This is a genomic window from Nocardioides sp. AE5 (genome assembly GCF_031844485.1).
Classification (GTDB): domain Bacteria; phylum Actinomycetota; class Actinomycetes; order Propionibacteriales; family Nocardioidaceae; genus Nocardioides.
The window spans coordinates 116750-139210 of sequence record NZ_JAUZVI010000010.1; the positions used below are offsets into that span (position 1 = coordinate 116750).

The following is a 22461-nucleotide window of genomic DNA, read 5'->3' on the forward strand; positions in this document are numbered from 1 at the left end:
GAACACAAGTTCGATCCAATATCCCGGCGCTCAGGGATACGGACCCGGCACTTCCCAGAGGTGTCGCCCGCCAGCGGTGGGTTTCGGCGTCGGGCCCGTTGCACTCCAGCTCCACGGATCGCGGCGGGTGCATTCCCCTCTGGCCATTCCCAACGCAGCCGGCGACCTGGGCCCCAGGGGCATCCAACCAACGCGCGACCCTGCCCCGGGGTCGACCGCTTGAGAGGAGGCCTCGGCCCGATGACCACGCTCCCCCACACGCATCGCGTGCTCGAGCGCCTCGACAGCGACCTGGCCGAACTCGCCGACCTCTCGCTCCCACCCCTGGCCGACGACGAGATCACGCACCTCCTCGACCAGTGCACTGCCCTGACCGACCGCCTCTCCGTGGCCACTGCACGGATCGCCGCTGCTGCCGATCAGCGGCGCCTCGGGGACAGCGACGGGTCCCGGCACACGGCACACTGGTGGGCCCGTCGCGCGAACCTCACCCGCGGCGACGCGGGCCGGCGCCTCCGGTTCGGCCACCACCTCGCCCACCCGACGTACGCCGTGGTCGCCACCGCACTGCTCGACGGAGAACTGCGGACAGATCAGGCCCAGGTCATCATCGAGACCGTCGAGGACCTGCCCGACGATCTCGACCCCGGGACCCGGACCAAGGCGCGCGACCACCTCCTCTCCTGTGCCCGCGAGCACGATGCCCGTGCACTCCGCATCCTCGGCAAGCGGATCCTCGAGGTGATCGACCCCGACCGCTTCGAGGAGGAGGAAGGCAAGCGCCTGGAGCGCGAAGAGCGGCACGCCAACGCCACCGCCCGGATCACCCTCACCAACGATGGCAAGGGCCGTGTGTGGGGAAGGTTCAACATCCCGGCCCTCCACGGCGAACTCCTCCGCCAGCAGATCCTGGCCCTCGCCGATCCCCGGCGCGACGACCCGGAACCCACGGACGCCGGTCACCAGGACGGCGCAGCAACCGGCCAGCACAGCGATCGCCGCAGCGGACCGGCGATCACGCCGGAGCGGATGGGGCACGCCTTCATGGAGCTCATCGAATCGTTCCCCGCAGACCGACTGCCCAGCCACGCCGGCAGCACGGTCGCCCTCAACGTCACCATCGACCTGTCCCAGTTGCGCAAGGAACTCGGGGTTGCCTCACTCGAGGACGGCACCCGGATCAGCGCAGCCGAGGCTCGCCGCCTCGCCTGCAGGTCCGGCATCCTGCCCGCGGTCCTGGATGGCTCGAGCGAGGTGCTCGACCTGGGTCGGACCCGACGCCTCTTCAGCACCGCCCAGTTCCGGGCACTCGCGCTGCGCGACAAGGGTTGCACGGCCGAGGGGTGCGGCATGCCCTCGCGGGTCTGCCACGCCCACCACGACATCGAGTGGTCCCGCGGGGGCGCGACGGACCTCACCAACGGACGGTTGCTCTGCCCGCACCATCACCGACTGATGCACGATCCGCGCTATCGGAGCAGGTCGGCGGGCAACGGGATGATCACCTTCCACCGGCGAAATTAGCTGCGGGCGTGAGGCCACCGCAGTGACCTCACGCCCGCGCTCAACCCAGGGCCGATCAGTGGACGGAGCCTGATCAGCCGATCCATGCCTCGTGCAGCAGCACCATCGAGTTGGTGCTCTCCACGACGCCGTGGAGGTCCTCGGACCAGAGCAGGTATTCGAAGGTCGGGCTGAGGATCAGCGCCGGGACCTGCTCGTTCCACTGCGCCTGGATCCGACCCATCACCTCGCGCTGGTCCTCCTCGCTCTCCGCGCCCTGGAACTCGTCGAAGAGCGCATCCATCTCGGGCGAGGTGGGCATGCCGGCCGACAGGTTGCCCTGGCTGTGCAGCGTGGCGAACATCCGGCCATAGGGGCCGGCCTCGCGCCAACTGATGCCCCAACCGGCAACGTCATGGCTGCGATCGACGGCGACCTTGACGATCTGCTCCTGGACGTTGGCGACCAGGTCCAGGTCGACCTCGAAGCCGACGGCCTCCAGGAATCCCTTGGCGGCCTGGGCGGTGGCGCGCGATGCCGGGTCGGAACCGTCGAGCCAGGTGATCTTGCCGTCGTACCCGTCGGCCTTGGCCTCGTCCAGCAGTTCCCGGGCGCGGTCGGGGTCGAAGGGCAGCGGCTCGACGTCGGTGTGCCAGGTGGCAAACACCTGCGCCTCGATGCGCTCGCCCCGCACGTGGCCCGGGCTGCCCGCCAGGTCAGCCGGGCGATGTTCCCGGGGTGGAGCGGCGCGCGCTGATCCGGCTGGTCCGCGCTGATCAACGCTGGCGCGCACTGACCCGGCTGGCACGCACGATCCAGCTGGTCCGCGTCGTACGCCGTCGCCCCACCGTCAGACGGTGACCTCGCGCCGGTTCACCTTGCCGGTGGCGTTGCGCGGCAGCGGGTCGGTGGTGATCACCCACCGGGTCGGGGTCTTGTAGCGCGCCAGCCGCGGCTCGAGGTGCGCGCGCAACGCATGCTCGTCGACGTCGCTGCCCTCGCGGACCACGACCACCGCGGCAACGGCCTGACCCAGGTCCGCGTCGGGCGTGCCGAGCACGATGCACTCCATCACGTCCGGGTGGGCGGCGATCTGGTTCTCCACCTCGCTCGGATAGACGTTCTCGGCACCGCGCAGGATCAGATCCGAACGACGGCTCGCGATCCGCAGGTGCCCGGCCACGATCGAGCCCAGGTCTCCCGTGCGGAACCAGCCGTCGCCGCCCCGGGCCTCCTCGGTCGCCTCGGGGTTGCGCCAGTAGCCGAGCATCATCTGCGCGCCACGCAGGCAGACCTCGCCCTCGACGCCCTCGGGCACAACGCGTCCGTCGTCGTCGCGCACCTCGACCTCCAGGTTCACCACCGGCCGGCCGACCGAGTCGGGATCGCGGGCCAGGTCGGCAGCGCTGGCCAGGGTGGCGGCGGTGGAGGACTCGGTGAGCCCGTACGTCGTACCCATGGCGCCCCCGGCAGCCGGCAGCACCTCGCGGATCCGGGCCTTCAACGCCGCGGCGGAGGGGGCGCTGTTGATCGAGAGGGTGCGCAACGAGCCCAGGTCATAGGGCGACAGGTCGGTCTCGACCAGGCGGGAGAGCATCGTCGGCACGGCACCCCAGTTGGTGACCCGTTCCTGGGCGATCAGCCGCAAAACTGCGTCGATGTCGAACCGGCCGAGGTGGAGCACCGCGGTGTCACCGACCGCGAGCCGGACCACGGCCAGGTTGTGCAGCCCGGCGATGTGGAACAGCGGCGTGGCCAGCAGGAAACGGCGATCCGCCTGCGGGAAACCGAGGTCCGCGGCGATCGCGTCGTTGAGCAGGTGGAACCAGACCGCACAGAGCACGTTGCGGTGCGAGTGGGTGGCGCCCTTGGAGCGACCACTGGTGCCGCTGGTGAAGAGGATGACTGCCGGGTCGTCCTCGTCCACGTCGACCCGCGGCATGGCGGCGCCGCGGTGGCGGGCGATCAGTTCGGCAACACCCGTCTCCATGCCGATCAGCGCCGTATCCACATCGCCGGTCCGGACCTCCGGAGCCCCCATGTCGGCGCCGAGCAGCGCGGCGCGCGGCCCGTCGGCGATCAGCACCTTCGGGGCTGTCAGGTCGAGCCCGTGGCGCAGTTCATCGGGTGCCCACATCGAGTTCATTCCGACGGCAACACCACCGACGGCGACGGTGGCCCAGAACCCGAGCAGCCACTCCACCGAGTTGGCACCGCACAGCGCCACCCGGTCGCCCGGGCGTACGCCGTACTCGTCGCGCAGGGCGGTGGCCAGTGCGGCAACGGCCGCATGGTGCTCGGCGAAAGTGAGCCGGGAGTCGCGGGTGACCAGGTAGTCGGCATCGCCGAACGCCAGTGAAGCCTCGAGCAGCTCGCCCAGCGAGCGGTGCCGGTTCCGGAAGACCGGCAGCGAGATGCCGTGCACCGGTTCTCGCCGGATCTCGAAGCGCTGGCCGGCAGCGGTGAGGCGGGCCAGTGCCGCGTCGCGGGGGGTCATCGTGGTTCCTCCAAAGAACAGGACGGTCTCACCGAATGGTGAGTTGGCCGCCGTCGACGTTCCAACATTGCCCGGTCACCCAGGCCGCCTGGTCACTGGCCAGGAAGACGGCAGCGTGGGCCACCTCGAGGGGATCACCGACCCGTCCCAGCGGGACATTGGCACCGACGTACGCCTGCCACTGCTCTGCGCTGAGATCATCGAGGCGACTGGTCGCCGTGACGCCGGGACAGAGCGCGTTGACCCGGATCCCGTCCTTGCCCAGTTCCTTGGCCGCGGTCGAGGTCAGGGACTGGACCCCGGCCTTGGACGCGGAATAGACACCCGTGCCCGGCCCGGACTGCTTGCCGCCGATCGAGGAGATGTTGACCACCGTGCCGCGTTGCCCGTGGGAGTCGGGTTCGTTGTCGAGCATCGCGGTGGCGAACGCCTTCAGCATCAGGAAGGTGCCGCGCAGGTTGATCCGGACCACCCGGTCGAAGTCCTCCACGTCGAGTTCCAACAGCGGACCGCGGTCACCGCCCCGCGAGGCCGCGGCGTTGTTGACCACGACGTCGACGCGGCCGAACTCGGCCAGGGTGGTGGCCAGCAGCGCGTCAACCTGAGCCGGGTCGGAGACGTCGGCGACGACCGGCACGGCACGGCGACCCAGGGACCGGATCTCCTCGGCGACCGATTCGATGTCGTTCCAGCCGGCTGCCTGTTCGTCCTCGGGTCGCCGTTCGGGTGCCCGGCCGGTCCCGGTGAGCACCACGTCGCAGCCGGCGCGGGCCAGTTCGACCGCGATCTGGCGCCCGATCGACCGCATCCGTCCCGCTCCGGTGACCACGGCAACCTTGTCCTCCAGCCCGGTCAGTGCATAGTTCATCGGGGGCTCAGCTCGTCGGTGGTGGCGGCGGTCGGGGCTGCTGCGGTCGGGGCCGCGGCGCCCGGTGCTGCCTCCTGGTCGGCACTGCCCCCGTCCACCCTGACGAAGAGGCCCCTGGCCTCCACACAGACGATGCCGTCGACCTCGATCCTGCCCTGGGCGCGGATCTTGCGACCGCTGCGGCCGGTGATCTCGGCCAAGAGATCGACACGACGCTCCAGTGGCACCTTGTGGCGATAGCGCAGGTCCAGGGTCGCGGTCACCGACATCGCCCCGGTTGCCTGGACCAGTCCACCGAGCATGCAGTCCATCAGGTGGGCCGACCAGCCGCCGTGCAGGCTGTCGGGTGGCCCTTCATGGAGTCCGTCGGCGACGAACGTGCCGTGCGAGGAGTCGCCGTCGAACCGGACCTGCAGGGGGATCCCGAAGGGGTTCAGCTCATAGGTCTGCCACACCGCATCGGGCCCTTGCGCGCGGATGCTGCCGGGCAACTCGAAGGGGATCCGGAGCACCCGCGGGCGAGAGCGTCGGGCCAACCGACTGGCCACGTCCTGGATCGCCTTGGTCTCCTCGGCTAGGTCATCGGCGGGCAAGTCGCTGGTGGCAGCGGCGTGCATGAGGGTCCGGGTGGCGGCGACCAGGTCGATCGTCGCCGTACGCCGGTCAAGGGATGCGGCTGCCTCGTCGGCTGGGTTCACGTCAACTCCGGTTCGGGTGGGGACCCCATGGTTCTAGCCGTCGGGCGACGCCGGCCACCACGGGGATCCCGTCCACCGGAACCTGCGATCGCGGCTTTTCCGCCCACCGGGAACGGCCTCGACCGGTTGCGGTCGGTTCCCTACGTTTGACAGCCATGAAGTACGCCGTGATCGCACCCACCGCTGCGGGAACCACTGCCGACCCAGCCTGGATCTCCGCCTACGCCAAGCATGTCGAAGCCTGCGGCTTCGAGTCGCTGGTCGCCGTCGAGCACGCCGTGGTGATGAGCCGCTATGCGAGCGTCTATCCCTATGACGGCTCCGGGCGGATGGAGCTCGCCGACGACCTGGACATCCCGGACCCGCTGGACCTGATGGCCTTCATCGCCGGACAGACCACCACCCTGGGCCTGGCCACCGGTGTGCTCGTGCTGCCGAACCATCACCCGGTGGTGCTGGCCAAGCGCCTGGCCACCGTCGATGCCCTCTCCGGCGGCCGGCTGCGGATCTGCGTCGGGATGGGCTGGATGCGCGAGGAGATCGAGGCCTGCGGCGCCCCGTTCGAGGCCCGCGGCCGCCGCGCCGACGAGCAGTTGCAGGTGCTTCGCAAGCTGTGGTCCGACTCCGCCCCGGACGGCGTGGACCACCACGGGGAGTTCTTCGACTTCGAGGGTGCGATGTCGTACCCCAAGCCGGTCCAGCGGGCGGGCGGCACCGCCGGCGTACCGCTCCACATCGGCGGTCACAGCCGTGCGGCCGCGCGTCGTGCCGGACGGTACGGCGACGGGCTGCAACCCCTGGGCGTGGCCGGCGAGGAACTGGCCGGGCTGGTCACCCTGATGCGCACCGAGGCCGAGCGAGTCGGACGGGATCCGGAGGCACTCGAACTCTCCCTCGGCCACCTGGTCACCCGGATCGACCAGGCCCGCGCAGAGCGGCTCGCCGATCAGGGAGCCGACCGGATCGTGCTCGCCGCCTCAAGCACCAGCGACCTGGCCGAGGCGTGCGACGAACTCACCGCCTGCGCCGAACGGCTCGGCCTCCCATGAGCCGTGACGACACCTCGCTGACCGGCGACGACTCGGTGGCCCTGCGCGACCTGGTCAACCGCTATGCCGCCCTGGTGGACGACCGCGATCCGGCCGGCGTCGCGGCGCTCTTCACCGACGACGGCGTGCTCACCACCGCCGGGCCTCCCCAGTCGCTCGAGCCCACTCACCGGCACCGGGGCACCGAGGAGATCCGGCAGGCCCTTGCCGGGCTCGACCAGCTGCTCGTCACCTTTCACGCCGTCACCGGTGAGCTCTTCGACGCCGGCCCGGACCCAGACACCGCCACCGGGCGGGTGAGTTGCCTGGCTCACCACATCAGTGAGCGCGACGGTGCGCTGCGTGACGTGACCTGGGCAGTCACCTATCGCGACAGCTATCGACGTACGCCGTCGGGTTGGCGCTTCGCCGAGCGCTCCGCCTGGGTCGCGTTCCTCTCGACCAGCCCGGTGAAGCTGGCTCGCGACACGCGTGGCGACGGCAACACGGACGGGTCGGCCCGTGCCGCAGAGGGCACCGCCGACCCGGCAGGCGACACGAGCGGACGGGACCGGCGATGAAGCGGGTCAGCGTGGTCACCGGTGGCGCCCAGGGCATCGGTGCAGCCATCGTCCGCCGCCTGGCCGCGGACGGCGACTCCCTGGTCCTGGTCGACATCGATGCGATGGCCGCCGAGGCGACCGCCGGCGAGATCGCGGCAGCAGGCGGCACCGTGCGGGTGGTGCTCGGGGATGTCTCCGCCGACCAGACCGTGGCCGAGGTCGCCGAGACCGTGGCCGGATTGGGCCGGTTGGACGTGCTGGTCAACAATGTCGGCGACTTCCGCCCCGCGTCGAAGACCTTCGGCCACAGCACCCCCGAGCAGTGGCAGCGGTTGTACGAGGTGAACCTGCTCCATGTCTTCAAGATGTGCCACGCCCTGGTCCCACGGATGATCGAACAAGGCCATGGTGCCGTGGTCAACGTCTCCACGGTCGAGGCATTCCGCGGGATCCCCGGCCACGCCGTCTACTCGGCGTACAACGCCGGAGTCTCGGCCTTCACCAAGTCCCTGGCCGTCGAGGTCGGCGAGCACGGCGTCCGGGTCAATGCGGTGGCCCCGGACCTGACCGACACACCGCAGACCTCCCGCGAGGCGATGCTGCGCGGGCGGGATCCCGGATTGCTGCGCAGCTGGTTGCCGCTGGGCCGGTTCGGCCAGCCGGAAGACTTCGCCGGCGTGGTCGCCTTCCTGGCCTCACCCGATGCCGGCTTCATCACCGGGCACACCATCCCCGTCGACGGTGGCACGCTGGCCGCCTCGGGTTGGTATGCCCGCGAGGACCACAAGGGCTGGACCAACATGCCGAACCACCCCTGAGCCCCGGAGCCGCCACCATGCAGATCGAAGTCCAGCTGGACGCCGCCCCGGCCGCGGCCCGTGAGCGGGCCGAGTGGCTGGTCGCCTGTGGCGTCGACGGCCTGTTCACCTTCGAGGGTGCCCACGACGTCTTCCTGCCCCTGGGGCAGGCCGCCTCGACCGGAGTCGACCTGATGACCAACGTCGCCATCGCCCTTCCTCGCAGTCCCCTGCACCTGGCCCATGCGGCGTACGACCTCCAACTCCTCTCCGGAGGCAGGTTCTCCCTCGGGCTCGGTTCCCAGATCCGTCCGCACATCGAGAACCGGTACGGCGCCACCTGGTCACGTCCGGCAGCACGGATGCGCGAGTCGGTGCTGGCCGTCAAGGCGATCCTGCACGCTTGGCAGCACGGGACACGCTTGGCCTTCGAGGGCGAGTTCACCCGTCACACCCTGATGGCCGCCGCATTCGATCCGGGGCCCAACCCCCACGGGGTCCCGCCGATCCTGATGGGAGCCCTGGGCCCGGTGATGACGCGAACGGCGGCCGAGGTCGCCGACGGGCTCCTGGTGATGCCGTTCAACTCCGCTCGACACTTCGAGGAGCGGACCTTGCCCGCCGTGCGCGAAGGCTTGGCCCGAGCCGCCAGGGAGGAAGGCGATTTCCAGGTCATCCCGCAGATCATCGCCGGCGTCGGCACCACCGAGGCGGAGCTCGGCCCTGCACGCGACGGGGTACGACGGCTCCTTGCCTTCTACGGCTCCACACCGGCGTACCTTCCGGTCCTCGATGCCGAGGGGAGGGCCGACCTCCAGCCGGAGTTGAACCGCTTGTCGAAGGTCGGCGGCGTCGATGGGATGGCAGCACTGGTCGACGACGAGATGGTGGCCGCAATGGCTGTGGTGGGGACGCCGGAGGAGTGTGCCGCGAAGATCGTGGAGCGCTTCGGGCATGTTGCCCAGAAGGTCTGTGTCTACTTCCCGGGACAGCAGATCACTGCGGACAACCTGTCTCGTCTGGCCAAGGCCCTGCATGCCCTTCCGGGCGGATCGTTGGGGTGAGCCGGGTGCCCGGATGTGCTGGGGGTCGGGGATGTGCTGGTGCCGGGTGGGCGGGACGCCGGGCCGAATGGTCATCCGGCCACGGGTCACTCTGCCGGAGTCACTCCGCTGGAGTCGTGAGGGCGGGTGCCCGGTTCACCGCAGCGAGGACTAGACGCACCACCTGCTCCACCTCGGCCTCGAGCTCCTCCATGCTCAGGCGACCCGCCTGCCAGTGCATCACCTGGAGCGTGAGCGTCGAGGCGATCGCGCGTGACGCCGGCTTGGCGACTTCTTCACCGAGGGGTTGCAGGATGGTTGTCATCATCGTCTGGTTGCGCACGGAGACGGCCCGGATCTCCTCGCTGGCATAGGGGTCGGCAGATGCATAGATGACACTCATCAGCCGCGCGAAGTTCGGGTAGCGCTCGAACCCGCGCAACTGGGACAGAACGAACTTCCACACCTCCTCGAACCTCACCTCCCGGCCCGCACCGGCAGAGGTGCCCGCAGCCTCGATCGCATGCTCGGCGAACCCAGCATGCCAGTCGGTCAGGGCAGCGGCGAGCAGGTGGTCCTTGGAGGAGAAGTAGCGATACATGGCCCCCAGCGAGACCAGCGAATGGTCGGCCACCTGCTTCATCTGCAACTGCTCGGGTGGGAACTCACCGAGGAGTTCGACCACGGCGTTGGTGAGGCGTCGACGCCGGGCCAACTGCCCCCGCGTCATCGAGGACACCGGCAGTGGCGGTTCGTTCTGCATGGAGGGCCCCGTCCAGTTCAGTGCGTTCGTTGGATCCGGTCCCGGGCAGGGACCTCGTGTCGATTATCGGAGACGAAAATGATTCAGGGTAGGTATCCGACCCGCGCTTTCGGCTCCACCGGTTCCGTCAGGCGAGCCGTGGCCAGGCGCGCGGCGGCCAGCAAGGCGTTGCGCAATTCGCGCGGATCGATGATCTCGTCGTAGGTGACCGAGGCGGCCAACCGCCACGGCCCGGCCGCCTCGTTGGCCGTCAACGCCTCCTGCATCTCCGACGACGCCTTGGCTGTCCGTCCACCGACTCCGGCCGGGATCCCTCCCAGCGTCACGCCGGGAAAGGCAAGGGAGACAGTCTGGTTGTCGAAGCTGTTCATCCCCATCACCGAGCTGCCGAATCCGAACGCCTTGCGCAAGGTGACGTGGAACTTGGGCACCCCCGCCCTCCGTTGCGCGGCGAACATCCGTGCCGAGCTGCGCAGGATCCCGGCGCGCTCCGACGCACTCCCGGCCAGCACGCCCGGGTTGTCTGCCAACTGCACCAGGGGCAGGTGGAAGGAACTGGTGATCTCGATGAACCGCGCCGCCTTCTCCGCCGCCGCGACGTCGATCGAGCCGGCCAGGATCATCGGCTGGTTGGCGACGACTGCCATCGGCTGTCCCCCGAGCCGAACCAGCGCGGTGAGGATCGACGTACCGTGCTGGGGCTGGATCTCCCAGACGCTGTCCGTGTCGAAGACGAGATCGAGCACCGGGCGCATGTCATAGGGCTGCCGGTCGTTCGGCGGGATCATCTCCAGGATGTCGACCAGTTCCCGCTCCTCCTCATCCGGGCTGGTCGGCGTCGGCCGACTCCATGCATTGCGCGGGAGGTAGGAAAGATAGCGACGGGCCTGGGCGAAGGCTTCCGGCACGGAGCCGGCCACGTTGTGGGCCACTCCGCTCTGCACGGCATGGACCGCTGAACCGCCCAACGACTCCTTGTCCACGACCTCGCCGAGGGAGGCGCGGACCAAGGGCGGGCCGGCGGTGAAGAGGGAGGCATGCTGTTCGACCATGATCACGAAGTCCGACAGCGGCGCTGCCAGGGCTCCGTGTCCGGCCGACGGGCCGGTGACGATCGCGACCGTGGGGACATAGCCGGCCAGGTCGGCCATCGCCTGCAGGTCATTCGGCGCGGGGCGATGGCCCTCCAGTGCGTTGGTGGCCCGGTGCCCGGCGCCCTCGAGCATCATCACCAGAGGCACCCGCTCCTGCAGTGCCAGTTGGGCCAGGCGATGACGCTTGGAGGCAGCCGAGGTCCCGATCGACCCTCCGGCGACCGTGAAGTCCTCGGCACCGACCAGGACCGGCCCGCCGTCGACGAGGCCATGCCCTGCCACGAAGGCATCGCTGGGAATGGCGTCGGGACCGGCCAGGGTGCCGATCTCCACGAATGTCCCCGGGTCGAGGAACTCCGCGATCCGAGAGCGCGCCTCCACCCTCCCGCCGTCCCGGTAGCGCGCCACCTTCTCCGGCCCGCCCATCTGCTGATTGGCGGATCGTCGCTCCCCCAACTCCTCCAGGAGGGGGGCCCACTCATCCTTGGTCATCGCGTGCTTCCGTTCGCAGTCAGGTTGTCGGTGGGGGACGGCTCCCCCGGGTCAGCGCCCTCATGGGCCTCGGTGAAGAGGTGGCAGGCCACCGTTCCACCCCCGCTGCGTGGCACGGGGACGGGCACTTCTCGCGAACAGACCTCCATGGCATGCGGACAACGTGTCCGGAAGACACAGCCGGAGGGCGGGTTCGACGGATCCGGCAGGTCTCCGCTCAACCGGGCATCGGTCCGTTGCCGTTGCCTGGCCGGATCGGCCACCAGGACCGATGAGAGCAGAGCTTGGGTGTACGGGTGGAGCGGCTGGGCGAAGAGTGCGTCCGCGGCAGCCTCCTCCACGAGGGTCCCGAGATACATCACCGCGACCCGGTCCGAGATGTGTCGCACGACCGCGAGGTCGTGCGAGATGAAGAGATAGGCGACGCCCAGGCTCGAGGAGAGTTCCTCGAGCAACTTGAGCACCTGGTTCTGGGTGGAGACGTCCAACGCACTGACCGCCTCGTCCGCCACCACGATGCTGGGCGAGCAGGCCAGGGCACGTGCGATGGCGATGCGCTGCCGCTGGCCGCCGGAGAAGTCGTGCGGGAACCGGTCGGCATGCTCGGCGGAGAGGCCCACCGTCTCGAGGAGTTCCTCGACCCGGGCTCGCCGTTGCTTCGCGTCCAGGTCCGTGTGCACCTCGAGTGGCTCGGCGATGGAGACACCCACTCTTTGCGAGGGGTCCAGGGACGAATAGGGGTCCTGGAAGACCATCTGGATATCGGCCCGGGCACGGGTCTTCTCCCGGGGCGACATCTGGTCGAAGCGGCGGCCCATCAGCTCGATCTCACCGGCGGCCTTGACCAGACCGAGCACAGCTCGTGCGGTGGTGGACTTGCCACAGCCGGACTCGCCCACCACCGAGAGGGTCTCCCCCTGGTGCAGCACCAGGTCGATGCCCCGCACCGCCTGGACGGGCGCCTTGCGCCGTCCCTTCGGGTGGAAGGTGACCGTGAGGCCCCGGACCCGAAGCACCTCGCGGTCCGTCGTCTCGACGTTCATCGGACACCACCCAACTCGAGCTCGGAGACCCGGATGCACCGGGAGAGTCGGTCGTCACCCAGGTGGTGGAGGTCCACCGGCGCGGCTTCGCAGTCCTCGATCCGGTGCCGGCAACGCGCCGCGAATCGGCACCCACCGGGCCACTCCAGCGGCGTGGGTGGGCGACCGGGAATGACATAGAGTTCCTGGCGACCTTCGATGCTCGGCCGGGCCCGCATCAGGTCAGCGGTGTACGGATGTCGAGGTTCGGCGAAGATCTCCGCGCAACTGCCCGTCTCGACCACCTGACCGCCGTACATCACCACCACGTCGTCGCACATGTCGGCAACCACGCCGAGGTCGTGGGTGACCAGGAGGATCCCCATCTCGAGTTCCGCGGCCAGGTCCTTGAGAAGGTCGAGGATCTGCACCTGGATGGTCACGTCGAGGGCCGTCGTCGGCTCATCGGCGATGAGCAGAGAGGGGCTCGTGGCCAACGACATGGCAATCATCACCCGTTGGCGCATCCCCCCGGAGAACTCGTGGGGATATTGCCTCATCCGCGTCGCGGCATTCGGGATCCGGACCAGGTCCAGCACCTCACGGGCCCGTGCCCGGGCCGCCTGTCGACCGACCTTCCCGTGCCGACGCACCACCTCGGCGATCTGTTCCCCGACGGTGAGCACGGGGTTCAGGCTGGTCATCGGCTCCTGGAAGATCATCCCGATGTCCCGGCCGCGGACCCGGTTGAGCTGACGCTCTCCCAAGGTGGTCAGGTCGGTCCCGTTGAAGACGATCCGGCCTGCCGCGATCCGGCCCGAGCCGGCTGGGAAGAGGCGCAGGATGCTGGCGCAGGTGACGCTCTTGCCGGATCCGGACTCGCCGACCAGGCCGAGCACTGAGCCGTGGTCGACCCGCAGAGCGACGTCGGTGACGACCGTGGTCCATCCGCTCGACCCGCGGAACTGGACCTCCAGTCCCTCCACCTCGAGCAGCGGCAGCCGGTCGGATGCCGTGGGTACGGCGCTCACTTGTGACCCCTTTCATCGCCCATGGAGTCGCGTACGCCGTCTCCGAGCAGGTTGCAGGCGAGGACGCTGAGGGCGATCGCGATGCCCGGGATGACCAGCGGCCACTTGGTGTAGAAGAGCGACTCCCGGCCCTCTTGGAGCATCCTTCCCCAGGACGGATCGGGCGGGTTGACGCCGAGCCCGAGATAACTGAGTGATGCCTCGGCGAGGATCGCGAATCCGCACGCCAGGCTGATTTGGACGATCAGTGGCGACAGCGCGTTGGGGAAGACGTGACGACGGATGATCTTCGCGGTCGAGGTGCCGATGCTCCGGGAGGCTTCGATGTAGGTTTCTTCCCGGACCGAGATGACGCTTGAGCGGACCACCCGGAAGAAGCGCGGCGCGAAGACCAGTCCGATCGCCAGCATCGCGTTCGTCAGGTTGGTGCCCATCACGCCGACGATGGCCATGGCCAGCAGGAGTGGCGGGAAGCTGAGCACGGTGTCGGCGATCCGGGAGAGCACGGCGTCGTACCAGCCCCCCAGATAGCCTGCCATCGCGCCGGGGATGACGCCCAGGCCCATCCCGATGAGCACCGAGACCAGTGCGGCCTGGCCGGCCACCCGGGCCCCGTAGAGCATCCGGGAGAGGACGTCGCGCCCCAGGATGTCGGTCCCAAGGAGGTGATCCGGCGAGAACGGCGGCAAATGCGCGGCGGGTATGTCCTGGGTGAGGGGGTCGTGCGGGGCGAGCCAGGGGGCGAGCAGGGCGAGCAGGGTCACGACGAACAGGAAGCCTGCTGCCAGCACGTTCACCTTGCGTCCGAGGAAACGGTGCACGAACCGACGGGGAGCGACCCGGCCCGCGGTCTCGGTGAGGCCGGGGGTTCCCGGCGTACCGGGAGCTGTGGGAGTGCCGGATTCGAGACTCATCACGATCTCCTGACCTTCGGGTTCAGATATCCATAGGAGATGTCGACGATCAGGCTCATCACCAAGGTGACCATCACCGCGAACAGGATGATCCCCTGGATCGCGGGCAGATCCCGGCCCAGCACGGCCTGGACCGCGAAGTCGCCCAGGCCCGAGATCCCGAAGACCGCCTCGATGACCGCGGTCCCTCCCAGCAGATAGGCGATCTGCATGCCGAGCACCGTCACGACCGGCATGAGTGCGTTGCGCATCGAGTGCTTGAAGAGCTTCGTCGGCGCGCTGAGCCCCTTCGCGGTCGCCGTGCGCATGTAGTCCTGCCGAAGCGTGTCGGCGATCGAGGCCCGGAGTTGGCGAGCGATCTCGGCGGCCACGATCATGGACAGGGCGAGACCCGGGAGCACCAGTCTGATGAACCACTCGCCCAACCCCTCGGACATCGGACGATATCCAGTGGCCGGGAACATGCCCCGCTCCACGGCGAGGATCTGGATCATCAACAGGCCGAGGGCGAAGTTGGGCACGGCCAGCCCCAGCGTCGTCAATCCGGTGGCGACGCGGTCGGGGAGACGGCCTGCGTACCTGCCCGCGATCACCCCCAACGGGATCCCGAGCAGGAGCGCGAAGAGGAGCGCGACCATGGTCAGCGAGAGCGTCACCGGCAGCCGCTCCTTGAGCATGGTCGCCACCGGCACGTTGTAGGTGTAGCTGGTGCCCAGGTCGCCGGTGACCGCGCCCTGGACGAAGTTGGCGTACTGGACCAGGAAGGGCTTGTCGAGGCCCAGGTCCCGAGCCACCTGCTCGACCTGCTCAGGGGTTGCGCTCTCCCCGGCGATGCGGGTGGCGGGGTCTCCCGGGATGAGGAGGACCAAGGAGAAGGTCAGGAACGATGCGATGACCATCATCGGGACGATCATGCCGAGTCGTCGCAGGATCATGCCGAGCACGTGGCCCTCCTTTCGTGGTTGGGTCGGGTCATGGCCGCCTCCCGCCTCCGGGTGGATGCCGGAGGCGGGAGGCAGAACTCACTTGGCCACGCCGACGCCGCGGAACTCGTCTCCGACCAGATAGGGCTCGTAGCCGACCACCGTGTTGCTGGCGATACCGCCCTGGTGGAAGAAGGCGATCGGCGCATAGACCGCGTCCTCCATCAGGATCCGGGACACCTCCTGCAGGAGGGTGCCGCGCTCGCCGGTCTCGTAGACGGAGTTGGCCGCGGTGAGCGCCTCGTCGAAGCCGTCGGGCGAGGACTTGGACGGGTTGCCCGGGGCCTCCGCGTCGAAGTACTGCTTGAGGAGCAGCGACGGGTCTCCACGCCCCGCCCAGGCGTTCATCGCCGCATCCCCTTCGCCGCGGTTGAAGGCGGCGGAGAGGTCGGCCAGGGCGACCGGCGTGATGGTCATGTCGATGCCGGCCTCGGCCAGTTGGGCCTTGATGATCTCCGCCTCGCGGACCATCTGGGCAACGTTGAGGACCAGGACCTCGAAGGAGAATCCGTCGGCCAGACCGACGCTGGCGAGCAGGTCCTTGGCCTTCTGCGGGTCGTGCGGGTAGAGATTCTCCAGTTCCGCGTTGTGAGCGAAGTAGCCCTTCGGGAAGGGCTGGCTGGCGACCGCCGCCTCGTTGTCGAGCGCGCCGGCGATGATCTCCTCGCGGTTCATCGCATAGAGCACTGCCTGACGGACTTCGAGCTTGTCGAACTCGCTCTTGGTGCGGTTGAAGTTGAGCGTGTGGGAGTTGAGCGTGTTCTGGGCGCTGACCACGAGATCGTTGCGGGCCCGGGCCGGCGCCACGATGGTGGTGGAGACCTGGATAAGGTTCGCGTCACCGGAGCTGATCGCGTTCAGACGAGTCTGCGGATCGGCGACAACCTGCCACTCGAACGTGTCCGCGCCGACACTCTCCGGATCCCAGTACGCCGGATACGCCTCGAGCAGATAGCGCGCCCCGGCATCGGACTCGGCCAGCGTGTAGCGCCCGGCCCCAACCGGCTTGGTGGCCAGGTCCTCGCCGAACGCCTGTGGGCTGACCATCATCCCGGGCAGGTCGGAGAGGGTCAGGATCAGGGAGCCGTCGGGGATTTCCAGATGGAAGACGACGGTCTGCGGGTCGATCACCTCGACGCTCTCGACCGTCTCCAGGAGCGGCGCCGTACCACTGTCCGGTTCCATCGCCCGAGCGATGTTGAGCTTGACGGCCTCGGCGTCGAACGTGGCGCCGTCGTGGAAGGTGACGCCCTCGCGCAGATGGAAGGTCACCGCCGTTCCGGCGTCGTCCACCTCCCAGGACTCGGCCAGGCCCGGGATCGGGTCGCCGGCAGTGTCCCGATGCACGAGGCGGTCGTAGATCATGGCCAGGAAGAGGCCGTCCGCACCGAGTCGAGTCTTGTGTGGGTCAAGGCTGCTGGCCGCCCAGCTGTTCTGGTAGACGATCGGCTGCGCGGGGTCGATCTCGGCGTTCGGGTCCGCCGGCCCGTTGCCTCCGTTGCCAGCGCCACACGCCGCCATCAGGACCAGCGCCACTGCGCCCGCGATCCGGGCAATTCCTCGTTTCATTCCCTGGCTCTCCAGTGCTCGGGCACCTACGGGCTCGGCTGTCCCCGGTGCGATGACCGCAGACACTATGAGCGACATCACGCCCTGTCAAGAACCTGAATCTATTTTGGAATCACCTTTCATTTTTGCTCCGGCCGCCCTATGCTCCGGAACACCTCCACTGCTAGGGGCTCCCTGCTCTGCCCCGGGAAGAGATGGCCTTGACCATGACTCCAGCCGAAACACACCGGGGGCCGCGGGTCCACGCGGTCGACCGCGAGGACGTGCTCCGGCACGCACGGAAGTTTGCTGCGTTGCTGGACGCGCTGGGCGTTGACCAGCGGGCCACCGTGGCGCTCCTCGGCGGCAACACCCCTCACTTCATGTGGGCATTGCGCGGAGCGACCTGGTCCGGGCGAAAGGTGGTCCCGCTCTCCTGGCGCTGGACGGCTGAGGACATCGACTACGTTCTCGGCGACTCACGCGCCACCGTGCTCGTCGCGGACGCAGCTCATGCCTCCCTGGTGGGTGCGGCGCACTTGCCCAGCGGTGCGATCAGGTTCGCGATGAACGGTGAGATCGAAGGCTTCCGGAGCCTCGAGGCGGAGCTCTCCACCCAGCCCGATCACCCGGACATCCTCGACCTGGCCGGCGACATCATGCCCTACACCTCCGGGACCACGGGCCGTCCCAAGGGCGTCGTCCGACCTACCCAGGACGGCCCCCCTCCCACCTTCTCGGCCCTGCGTGGTGCCGCGATGCTGGAACGCACGCCGGGCGCCGCGGACGGACCGCACCTGGTCTGCACCCCGATCTATCACGCCGCGCCCCTCTTCTACAGCGATGGTGCACTGCTGCTCGGCACGGACCTGGTGCTGATGGAGAAGTTCGACCCGGAGGGCCTGCTGGCCGCCATCGAGGAGCACCAAGTGGCCTCGGTCTTCATGGTCCCGACCCAGTTCGTGCGCCTGCTCGCCCTCCCCCAGGAGGTCCGCGACCGCCACGACCTGTCGTCCCTACGCCTGGTGGTGCACGGATCCGCCCCCGTCGCGCCGACGGTCAAGGAGGCGATGATCGCATGGTTCGGCCCCGTCCTCTACGAGTTCTACGGCGGCAGCGAGGGCGGCGGATCGACCGGGATCAGTTCCACCGAATGGCTGGCGCATCGCGGCTCGGTCGGCAAGGTGGTCTCCGGATCCGCGATCCGGATCCTCGACGAAGACGGCAACGAGCTGCCGCCCCACACGGAGGGCCAGGTCTGGTTCGACGGCGGGCAGGAATGGAGCTATCGCGACGCACCGGAGAAGACCCAACGGGCACGCCGTGGCTCGATGAGCACCCTGGGCGACATCGGCTATCTGGACGAGGAGGGCTATCTCTACCTCTGCGACCGGCGCACCGACCTGATCCTCACCGGTGGCATGAACGTCTATCCCAACCAGGTCGAGAACGCATTTGCCGGCCACCCGGGGATCGCCGACATCTGCGTCGTCGGGGTGAGCGACGCGGAATGGGGCCAGCGGGTCACCGCCGTCGTCGAGCTACGCCCCGGCTGGGAGCCGGACGAGAGCACCCGGGAGGCGCTCACCAGGCACGCCCGCGAGCGGCTCGCCTCCTACCAGGCACCCAAGAGGATCGAGTTCGTGACTGCGCTGCCCCGCACGGAGACCGGGAAGCTGAGCCGACTCGCCGTACGCGAGTCCCTGGAAGACAGGACCAACGCATGAACGCGAGCCAACCGCACCTGGTCGTCACCCGGGACAACGGGGTCGTCACCGTGGCGATCGATCGGCCCGAGAAGAGGAACGCGATCGGCCTGGACACCTTCGCCGAACTCGAGCAGGCCTTCCGGACGATCGCCCTCAGTGCCGAGGACCGCGTCGTGGTCCTGCGCGGCTCCGAGGGCGTCTTCTCCGCTGGCGGAGAGCTGCCGCGGACCGTGGCGGGCGAGCCAGCTCCGCCCAGCAGCACCGGGACCGGCATGCGCAACATGCGCCACCTGGTCGGCAGCGCCATGCTGGCCCTGCACCGCACCCCGCAGCCGATCATCGCCGTGGTCGACGGCTATGCGATCGGCGCCGGGGTCTCGCTGGCCCTGGCCGCCGACCTGACCGTGGCGACGACACGGGCATCCTTCGCCCTGCCGTTCGTCGACCGGGGCCTGGGGCCGGACAGTGGCCTGAGCTGGACGCTGCCCAGGACCGTCGGGCTCAAGAAGGCCTTGGAGCTCACCTTGCTCGGTGCCAACCTCAGCGCGGAGCAGGCCGCCGCCATCGGCTTGGTCAACACGGTCGTCGAACCCGCAGGGCTCGACTCGCTCCTCCGCGACTGGACCGAGCGTCTCGCCTCGCTCTCCCCCACGGCCCTGGCCGCGACAAAGCAGGCGCTGCACTTCGCCGCGGCCAGCAGCTTCATCGAGGCGCTGGACGCCGAGGCGCAGGGTCAGGTCATTTCGACCCGTTCGGGGGAGCTGGAACGATGACGATCTCGATCGAACAACGGCTCCAGCGCCGACATCAGGTCGAGGTGATGGAGCACCGCGTGGAGGACTACGCGCTCACCTTCGAGCAGGAGTCCCTGCGCGACACGGTGGGTCGGGCGCTCGGCACCCTCGCAGAGGGGAGCGACACCGTCGCGGAGCGGAGCGATGCCACGCCCTGGGCAGCCGACATGGCGCCGTGGCAGCGCGCGTGCGCGATCGGGGTCACCGATCTCAGCCACGTCGGCCAGGACGGCGCGCTGGTGGAGTTGGCGCTCTGCGTCGAACTGATGGGCCGGCGCCTGCTGCGCGTGCCCTTCGTCGAGACGTTGATCGGCATCCAGGTGCTTTCCGCGATCGGTCACCCGCAGACCGAGACGCTCCTGCAGCAGGCGGTCGCGGGCAACGAGTTCCTGGCACTCTGCCCGGTCCCCGGTAGCCGTCTCGTCCCAGGCGCCGCGGCCACCCGGTTCGTGGTCCGGTTGCAGCCAGGGGAGATCATCCTCGTCGAAAGCACCGAGCCGGCACCGTCGATCCACAACGCAGCCGGAATCGCACTGGGCACCGACGACACCCCCGGCTCTCGAACGACCACCCTGCTCGCCGGGGCGGGGGCCGACGACGTCGCCCGCTCGGCGCGGGCAGCGTGGCGGGTGCTGCAGGCCGCCGCCCTGGGCGGTGCGGCCTCACCGGCGGTCGACCTGGCGCTCTCCTTCGCCACCTCCCGGCACACGCGGGGTGTTCCGATCGGCAGCCTCCAGGGCATCTCCCACCCCCTGGCCACCTGCCATGTCCGCCTCGCCTCATTGACCAACCTGGTCCGCCGAGCCGCTTGGTTCCAGGACCACGAACCCGACAGCTATCCCGAGCTCCCGGCGGCAGCCCTCCTGACCGCGCTCGCGGCAAGTCGCTTCTGTGTCGAGACCGCGGTCCATGTGCACGGCGGAGCAGGCGTCGCCCTGGAGTCACCGGTCTCCGACCACTTCACGTGGGTCCAGGCGACCAGCGTCGTCGCGGGGACCCGCCGCCACCTGCTCGACGAGGTCGGCCGGACCTTGCTCGACCGAGCCGCACAGGAAGGAGGCCCTCATGGACTTCGGACGTCTTGAGGATCCCGAGTTCGTCTCGTTCGTCTCGGAGGTCCGGGCCTTCTTGGGTGCCGAGTTGGACCAGCATCGGCTGGCGGGCCTGATCGATCGGCGTGACGACTTCGATCCGGCCTTCCACCGGGCGCTGGGCCGGCGTGGCTGGGTGATGCCCGAGTGGCCGGTCGCCGAGGGAGGGGCCGGGTTGGACCGCAGGCACGCCCGCGCGCTCGACCTCGAGTTCGCTCGCGCCGCGGCTCCTCGGCTGAACCTCTCGACCACCCGCACGATCCTGCCTGCGATCGTGGAGCACGCGGCACCAACGACGGCCGCCCGGATCGCAACCGAGGCGGCCAGCGGCGCGGCCTGCATCGCGATGGGCTACTCCGAGCCCGAGGGCGGATCCGACATCGCCGCGGCGCGTACCTCCGCCCGACGCGACGGCACCGACTGGGTCATCCATGGCCAGAAGGTCTTCACCACCGGCGCCCATCATTGTCGGTACATCTTCTTGCTGACCCGCACCGCCCCCGATGCCCCGAAGCACGCTGGCCTGACCATGTTCCTGGTCCCGACCGAGGCCACCGGCGTCCACGTCTCGGCAATGCACACCCTGGACGAACGCACGAACGTGGTCACCTTCGACGGCGTACGCGTGCCCGACACGATGCGAATCGGGAGCGAGAACGACGGGTGGGCCGTCCTGCTCGGGCCTCTCAATCGCGAGCACGGACTCGGCGCCACCCGGCATGTCGTGGATGCCGCCACCCGTCACAGTCGTCGCCTTGCCGAGGCCCTCGAGGCGGCTCTGGCCTGGGCGGTGACCCCGGCCGATGGCACCCTGCCTGCCGATGAGCCGGAGGTACGCCGGGTGCTCGCGGAAGTGGCCGTGGACCTGATGGCAGCGTCCTCCACGTGGGGCCACACGGGCCGGATCGCCTCGGCCGAGGCCTACCTGGGTCGGGTCGGCGACCTGTGCGAACTGGTCGGCGCGAGGACGGCGGCGACCGGGCACCCGTGGAGCGAGGATCCTGCCGGGATCCTCGAGTTCCACCGACGCTCCTCGCAGGTCTCGACGCTGTACGGCGGCTCGGTGGAGGTGGTCCGCGATGTCCTTGCCCACGAACTGGGACTCCCCCGGTGGAACCGATGATCCCCGGGCACCTCTTCCTGGCGGAGCGAGTGGCATGAGTGAAGCCGGCTCAACCTTGCTCCCGGAGTCTCGCACCGGCATGGCCGAGCGCGTGGTCAGCATCCTGGAGACGCTGCTGTCCACGCAGTCCCGGCTGCGTCTGGACGAGATCATGGCGGCCACCGACCTGCCCCGCTCGACCACCTCCCGGCTGCTGACCCAACTCCACGATCTCGGCTGGGTGGAGCACGACAACCGTGGCTATGCGATCGGTCCACGACATCGCGTTCTGACCGGGCGTGGACCTGACTCCTCACAGAGCCTGTGGCTGCGCAGCAGTCTCAGCAATACCCTCAATGACCTGCATGCCGCCACGGGAGCGGTGGTGCACCTCAGCGTCCTCGAAGGTCCGTACGTCCTCTATCTCGACAAGGTCGGCGGACCGGCGGCCCGCAGCGTGCCGAGCCGGGTTGGCGCGACGTACCGCGCCGACCTCACGGTGAGTGGTCGGGCGCTGCTGGCCTGCGAGAGCCCCGAGCGCGTGGACCTCCTGATGCGCCACACCGGCACGGACCACGTCCGCTGCCTCGATCGGCTGCACGGTGAGTTGGTCAGGATCAGGTCACGACGGGGCATCGCGCGCGATGACTTCAACCGGTGCCACCGCTCCATCCGCTCACTCGCGGTTCCCGTGCTCGGCCCGGACGGTCCTGTCGGCGCCCTCTCACTCGCCACACGCGGCGCGTTCCGCGAGGATCGCGTGGTCCCGCTTCTCGCCTTCGCCGCGAGGTCCGCCAGCACCGCGCTCTTCCCCGACCTGGCCGCGGAGGATCGGAGTGACCGGCGCCGGCAACGCGGTCGGGCACCGGGGTTCGAACCACGCCCGAATTAGTTGGATGTCCTACTACTGTGCAGTAGCCG

General features: G+C 69.2%; 21 protein-coding genes. 10 read left to right on the forward strand and 11 right to left on the reverse strand.

Going from position 1 to position 22461, the window contains the following annotated elements; all coding sequences use genetic code 11:
* The first annotated feature begins 240 nt into the window (after positions 1-240).
* Positions 241-1524, forward strand: coding sequence for a DUF222 domain-containing protein (locus tag Q9R27_RS14725; protein WP_311253150.1), 1284 nt, complete (start codon positions 241-243; stop codon positions 1522-1524).
* A gap of 73 nt (positions 1525-1597) precedes the next feature.
* Here Q9R27_RS14725 and Q9R27_RS14730 read toward each other — a convergent pair whose 3' ends face one another.
* The 4 genes from Q9R27_RS14730 to Q9R27_RS14745 form a co-directional block, all read right to left on the reverse strand.
* Positions 1598-2197 carry an ABC transporter substrate-binding protein gene (locus tag Q9R27_RS14730; protein WP_311253151.1) on the reverse strand — a complete coding sequence of 200 codons (600 nt, stop codon included), beginning with the start codon at positions 2195-2197 and terminating at the stop codon, positions 1598-1600.
* 156 nt (positions 2198-2353) lie between these two features.
* Positions 2354-4000 (reverse strand): class I adenylate-forming enzyme family protein, encoded by a 1647-nt coding sequence (locus tag Q9R27_RS14735; protein WP_311253152.1) that lies wholly within the window; start codon positions 3998-4000, stop codon positions 2354-2356.
* A gap of 28 nt (positions 4001-4028) precedes the next feature.
* The gene (locus tag Q9R27_RS14740) at positions 4029-4868 is read right to left on the reverse strand and encodes a 3-oxoacyl-ACP reductase family protein (protein WP_311253153.1); all 840 of its coding nucleotides are present in this window, start codon (positions 4866-4868) and stop codon (positions 4029-4031) included.
* Entirely contained in the window at positions 4865-5566 is a 702-nt protein-coding gene (locus tag Q9R27_RS14745) for a PaaI family thioesterase (RefSeq protein WP_311253154.1), read from the reverse strand. The genes Q9R27_RS14740 and Q9R27_RS14745 overlap by 4 nt, the downstream gene beginning before the upstream one ends.
* A 155-nt stretch (positions 5567-5721) precedes the next feature.
* Here Q9R27_RS14745 and Q9R27_RS14750 point away from each other — a divergent pair, with 155 nt between their 5' ends.
* Genes Q9R27_RS14750 through Q9R27_RS14765 form a run of 4 tightly spaced genes read left to right on the forward strand, consistent with a single transcriptional unit; the run spans position 5722 to position 9018 of the window.
* Positions 5722-6615: an LLM class F420-dependent oxidoreductase gene (locus Q9R27_RS14750; protein WP_311253155.1), complete on the forward strand. Its 894-nt coding sequence runs from the start codon at positions 5722-5724 to the stop codon at positions 6613-6615.
* Positions 6612-7175 carry a nuclear transport factor 2 family protein gene (locus Q9R27_RS14755; protein ID WP_311253156.1) on the forward strand — a complete coding sequence of 188 codons (564 nt, stop codon included), beginning with the start codon at positions 6612-6614 and terminating at the stop codon, positions 7173-7175. Before Q9R27_RS14750 ends, Q9R27_RS14755 begins: the two co-directional genes overlap by 4 nt.
* Complete coding sequence (locus Q9R27_RS14760; RefSeq protein WP_311253157.1) at positions 7172-7975, forward strand: SDR family NAD(P)-dependent oxidoreductase; 804 nt, start codon at positions 7172-7174, stop codon at positions 7973-7975. Before Q9R27_RS14755 ends, Q9R27_RS14760 begins: the two co-directional genes overlap by 4 nt.
* 17 nt (positions 7976-7992) lie before the next feature.
* Positions 7993-9018, forward strand: a complete 1026-nt coding sequence (locus Q9R27_RS14765; RefSeq protein WP_311253158.1) for a TIGR03617 family F420-dependent LLM class oxidoreductase — start codon at positions 7993-7995, stop codon at positions 9016-9018.
* A gap of 100 nt (positions 9019-9118) precedes the next feature.
* Here Q9R27_RS14765 and Q9R27_RS14770 read toward each other — a convergent pair whose 3' ends face one another.
* The 7 genes from Q9R27_RS14770 to Q9R27_RS14800 form a co-directional block, all read right to left on the reverse strand.
* On the reverse strand, positions 9119-9760 hold the full coding sequence (locus tag Q9R27_RS14770; protein WP_311253159.1) for a TetR/AcrR family transcriptional regulator: 642 nt from the start codon (positions 9758-9760) through the stop codon (positions 9119-9121).
* A gap of 83 nt (positions 9761-9843) precedes the next feature.
* Positions 9844-11346, reverse strand: coding sequence for a carboxyl transferase domain-containing protein (locus tag Q9R27_RS14775; RefSeq protein ID WP_311253160.1), 1503 nt, complete (start codon positions 11344-11346; stop codon positions 9844-9846).
* Positions 11343-12389 carry an oligopeptide/dipeptide ABC transporter ATP-binding protein gene (locus tag Q9R27_RS14780; protein ID WP_311253161.1) on the reverse strand — a complete coding sequence of 349 codons (1047 nt, stop codon included), beginning with the start codon at positions 12387-12389 and terminating at the stop codon, positions 11343-11345. The genes Q9R27_RS14775 and Q9R27_RS14780 overlap by 4 nt, the downstream gene beginning before the upstream one ends.
* Positions 12386-13399 carry an ABC transporter ATP-binding protein gene (locus tag Q9R27_RS14785; RefSeq protein WP_311253162.1) on the reverse strand — a complete coding sequence of 338 codons (1014 nt, stop codon included), beginning with the start codon at positions 13397-13399 and terminating at the stop codon, positions 12386-12388. The genes Q9R27_RS14780 and Q9R27_RS14785 overlap by 4 nt, the downstream gene beginning before the upstream one ends.
* Positions 13396-14313: an ABC transporter permease gene (locus tag Q9R27_RS14790; protein WP_311253163.1), complete on the reverse strand. Its 918-nt coding sequence runs from the start codon at positions 14311-14313 to the stop codon at positions 13396-13398. The genes Q9R27_RS14785 and Q9R27_RS14790 overlap by 4 nt, the downstream gene beginning before the upstream one ends.
* A complete protein-coding gene (locus Q9R27_RS14795) occupies positions 14313-15248 on the reverse strand; it encodes an ABC transporter permease (RefSeq protein WP_311253194.1) in 936 nt (311 codons plus the stop codon). The genes Q9R27_RS14790 and Q9R27_RS14795 overlap by 1 nt, the downstream gene beginning before the upstream one ends.
* 87 nt (positions 15249-15335) lie before the next feature.
* Positions 15336-16865 carry an ABC transporter substrate-binding protein gene (locus tag Q9R27_RS14800; RefSeq protein WP_311253164.1) on the reverse strand — a complete coding sequence of 510 codons (1530 nt, stop codon included), beginning with the start codon at positions 16863-16865 and terminating at the stop codon, positions 15336-15338.
* Between the two features lie 206 nt (positions 16866-17071).
* Between Q9R27_RS14800 and Q9R27_RS14805 the strand changes: the two genes are divergently transcribed.
* From Q9R27_RS14805 to Q9R27_RS14825, 5 genes are read left to right on the forward strand one after another with little or no spacing between them, the layout of a single operon-like run.
* A complete protein-coding gene (locus Q9R27_RS14805) occupies positions 17072-18571 on the forward strand; it encodes an AMP-binding protein (RefSeq protein ID WP_311253165.1) in 1500 nt (499 codons plus the stop codon).
* Positions 18568-19326, forward strand: a complete 759-nt coding sequence (locus tag Q9R27_RS14810) for an enoyl-CoA hydratase/isomerase family protein (RefSeq protein ID WP_311253166.1) — start codon at positions 18568-18570, stop codon at positions 19324-19326. Before Q9R27_RS14805 ends, Q9R27_RS14810 begins: the two co-directional genes overlap by 4 nt.
* Complete coding sequence (locus tag Q9R27_RS14815; protein WP_311253167.1) at positions 19323-20432, forward strand: acyl-CoA dehydrogenase family protein; 1110 nt, start codon at positions 19323-19325, stop codon at positions 20430-20432. The genes Q9R27_RS14810 and Q9R27_RS14815 overlap by 4 nt, the downstream gene beginning before the upstream one ends.
* Positions 20413-21561: an acyl-CoA dehydrogenase family protein gene (locus Q9R27_RS14820; RefSeq protein WP_311253168.1), complete on the forward strand. Its 1149-nt coding sequence runs from the start codon at positions 20413-20415 to the stop codon at positions 21559-21561. Before Q9R27_RS14815 ends, Q9R27_RS14820 begins: the two co-directional genes overlap by 20 nt.
* A 34-nt stretch (positions 21562-21595) precedes the next feature.
* The gene (locus Q9R27_RS14825) at positions 21596-22432 is read left to right on the forward strand and encodes a helix-turn-helix domain-containing protein (RefSeq protein ID WP_311253169.1); all 837 of its coding nucleotides are present in this window, start codon (positions 21596-21598) and stop codon (positions 22430-22432) included.
* Positions 22433-22461: the final 29 nt, after the last annotated feature.

Excerpts from the sequence above, each read along its gene's own strand:
- Q9R27_RS14825 (WP_311253169.1), top strand. The coding sequence starts at position 21,596 with ATGAGTGAAGCCGGCTCAACCTTGCTCCCGGAGTCTCGCACCGGCATG.
- Q9R27_RS14810 (WP_311253166.1), top strand. The coding sequence starts at position 18,568 with ATGAACGCGAGCCAACCGCACCTGGTCGTCACCCGGGACAACGGGGTC.
- Q9R27_RS14750 (WP_311253155.1), top strand. The coding sequence starts at position 5,722 with ATGAAGTACGCCGTGATCGCACCCACCGCTGCGGGAACCACTGCCGAC.
- Q9R27_RS14765 (WP_311253158.1), top strand. The coding sequence starts at position 7,993 with ATGCAGATCGAAGTCCAGCTGGACGCCGCCCCGGCCGCGGCCCGTGAG.
- Q9R27_RS14815 (WP_311253167.1), top strand. The coding sequence starts at position 19,323 with ATGACGATCTCGATCGAACAACGGCTCCAGCGCCGACATCAGGTCGAG.
- Q9R27_RS14760 (WP_311253157.1), top strand. The coding sequence starts at position 7,172 with ATGAAGCGGGTCAGCGTGGTCACCGGTGGCGCCCAGGGCATCGGTGCA.
- Q9R27_RS14735 (WP_311253152.1), bottom strand. The coding sequence starts at position 4,000 with ATGACCCCCCGCGACGCGGCACTGGCCCGCCTCACCGCTGCCGGCCAG.
- Q9R27_RS14740 (WP_311253153.1), bottom strand. The coding sequence starts at position 4,868 with ATGAACTATGCACTGACCGGGCTGGAGGACAAGGTTGCCGTGGTCACC.
- Q9R27_RS14805 (WP_311253165.1), top strand. The coding sequence starts at position 17,072 with ATGACTCCAGCCGAAACACACCGGGGGCCGCGGGTCCACGCGGTCGAC.
- Q9R27_RS14795 (WP_311253194.1), bottom strand. The coding sequence starts at position 15,248 with ATGATCCTGCGACGACTCGGCATGATCGTCCCGATGATGGTCATCGCA.
- Q9R27_RS14780 (WP_311253161.1), bottom strand. The coding sequence starts at position 12,389 with ATGAACGTCGAGACGACGGACCGCGAGGTGCTTCGGGTCCGGGGCCTC.
- Q9R27_RS14800 (WP_311253164.1), bottom strand. The coding sequence starts at position 16,865 with ATGAAACGAGGAATTGCCCGGATCGCGGGCGCAGTGGCGCTGGTCCTG.
- Q9R27_RS14755 (WP_311253156.1), top strand. The coding sequence starts at position 6,612 with ATGAGCCGTGACGACACCTCGCTGACCGGCGACGACTCGGTGGCCCTG.
- Q9R27_RS14790 (WP_311253163.1), bottom strand. The coding sequence starts at position 14,313 with ATGAGTCTCGAATCCGGCACTCCCACAGCTCCCGGTACGCCGGGAACC.
- Q9R27_RS14820 (WP_311253168.1), top strand. The coding sequence starts at position 20,413 with ATGGACTTCGGACGTCTTGAGGATCCCGAGTTCGTCTCGTTCGTCTCG.
- Q9R27_RS14775 (WP_311253160.1), bottom strand. The coding sequence starts at position 11,346 with ATGACCAAGGATGAGTGGGCCCCCCTCCTGGAGGAGTTGGGGGAGCGA.
- Q9R27_RS14725 (WP_311253150.1), top strand. The coding sequence starts at position 241 with ATGACCACGCTCCCCCACACGCATCGCGTGCTCGAGCGCCTCGACAGC.
- Q9R27_RS14770 (WP_311253159.1), bottom strand. The coding sequence starts at position 9,760 with ATGCAGAACGAACCGCCACTGCCGGTGTCCTCGATGACGCGGGGGCAG.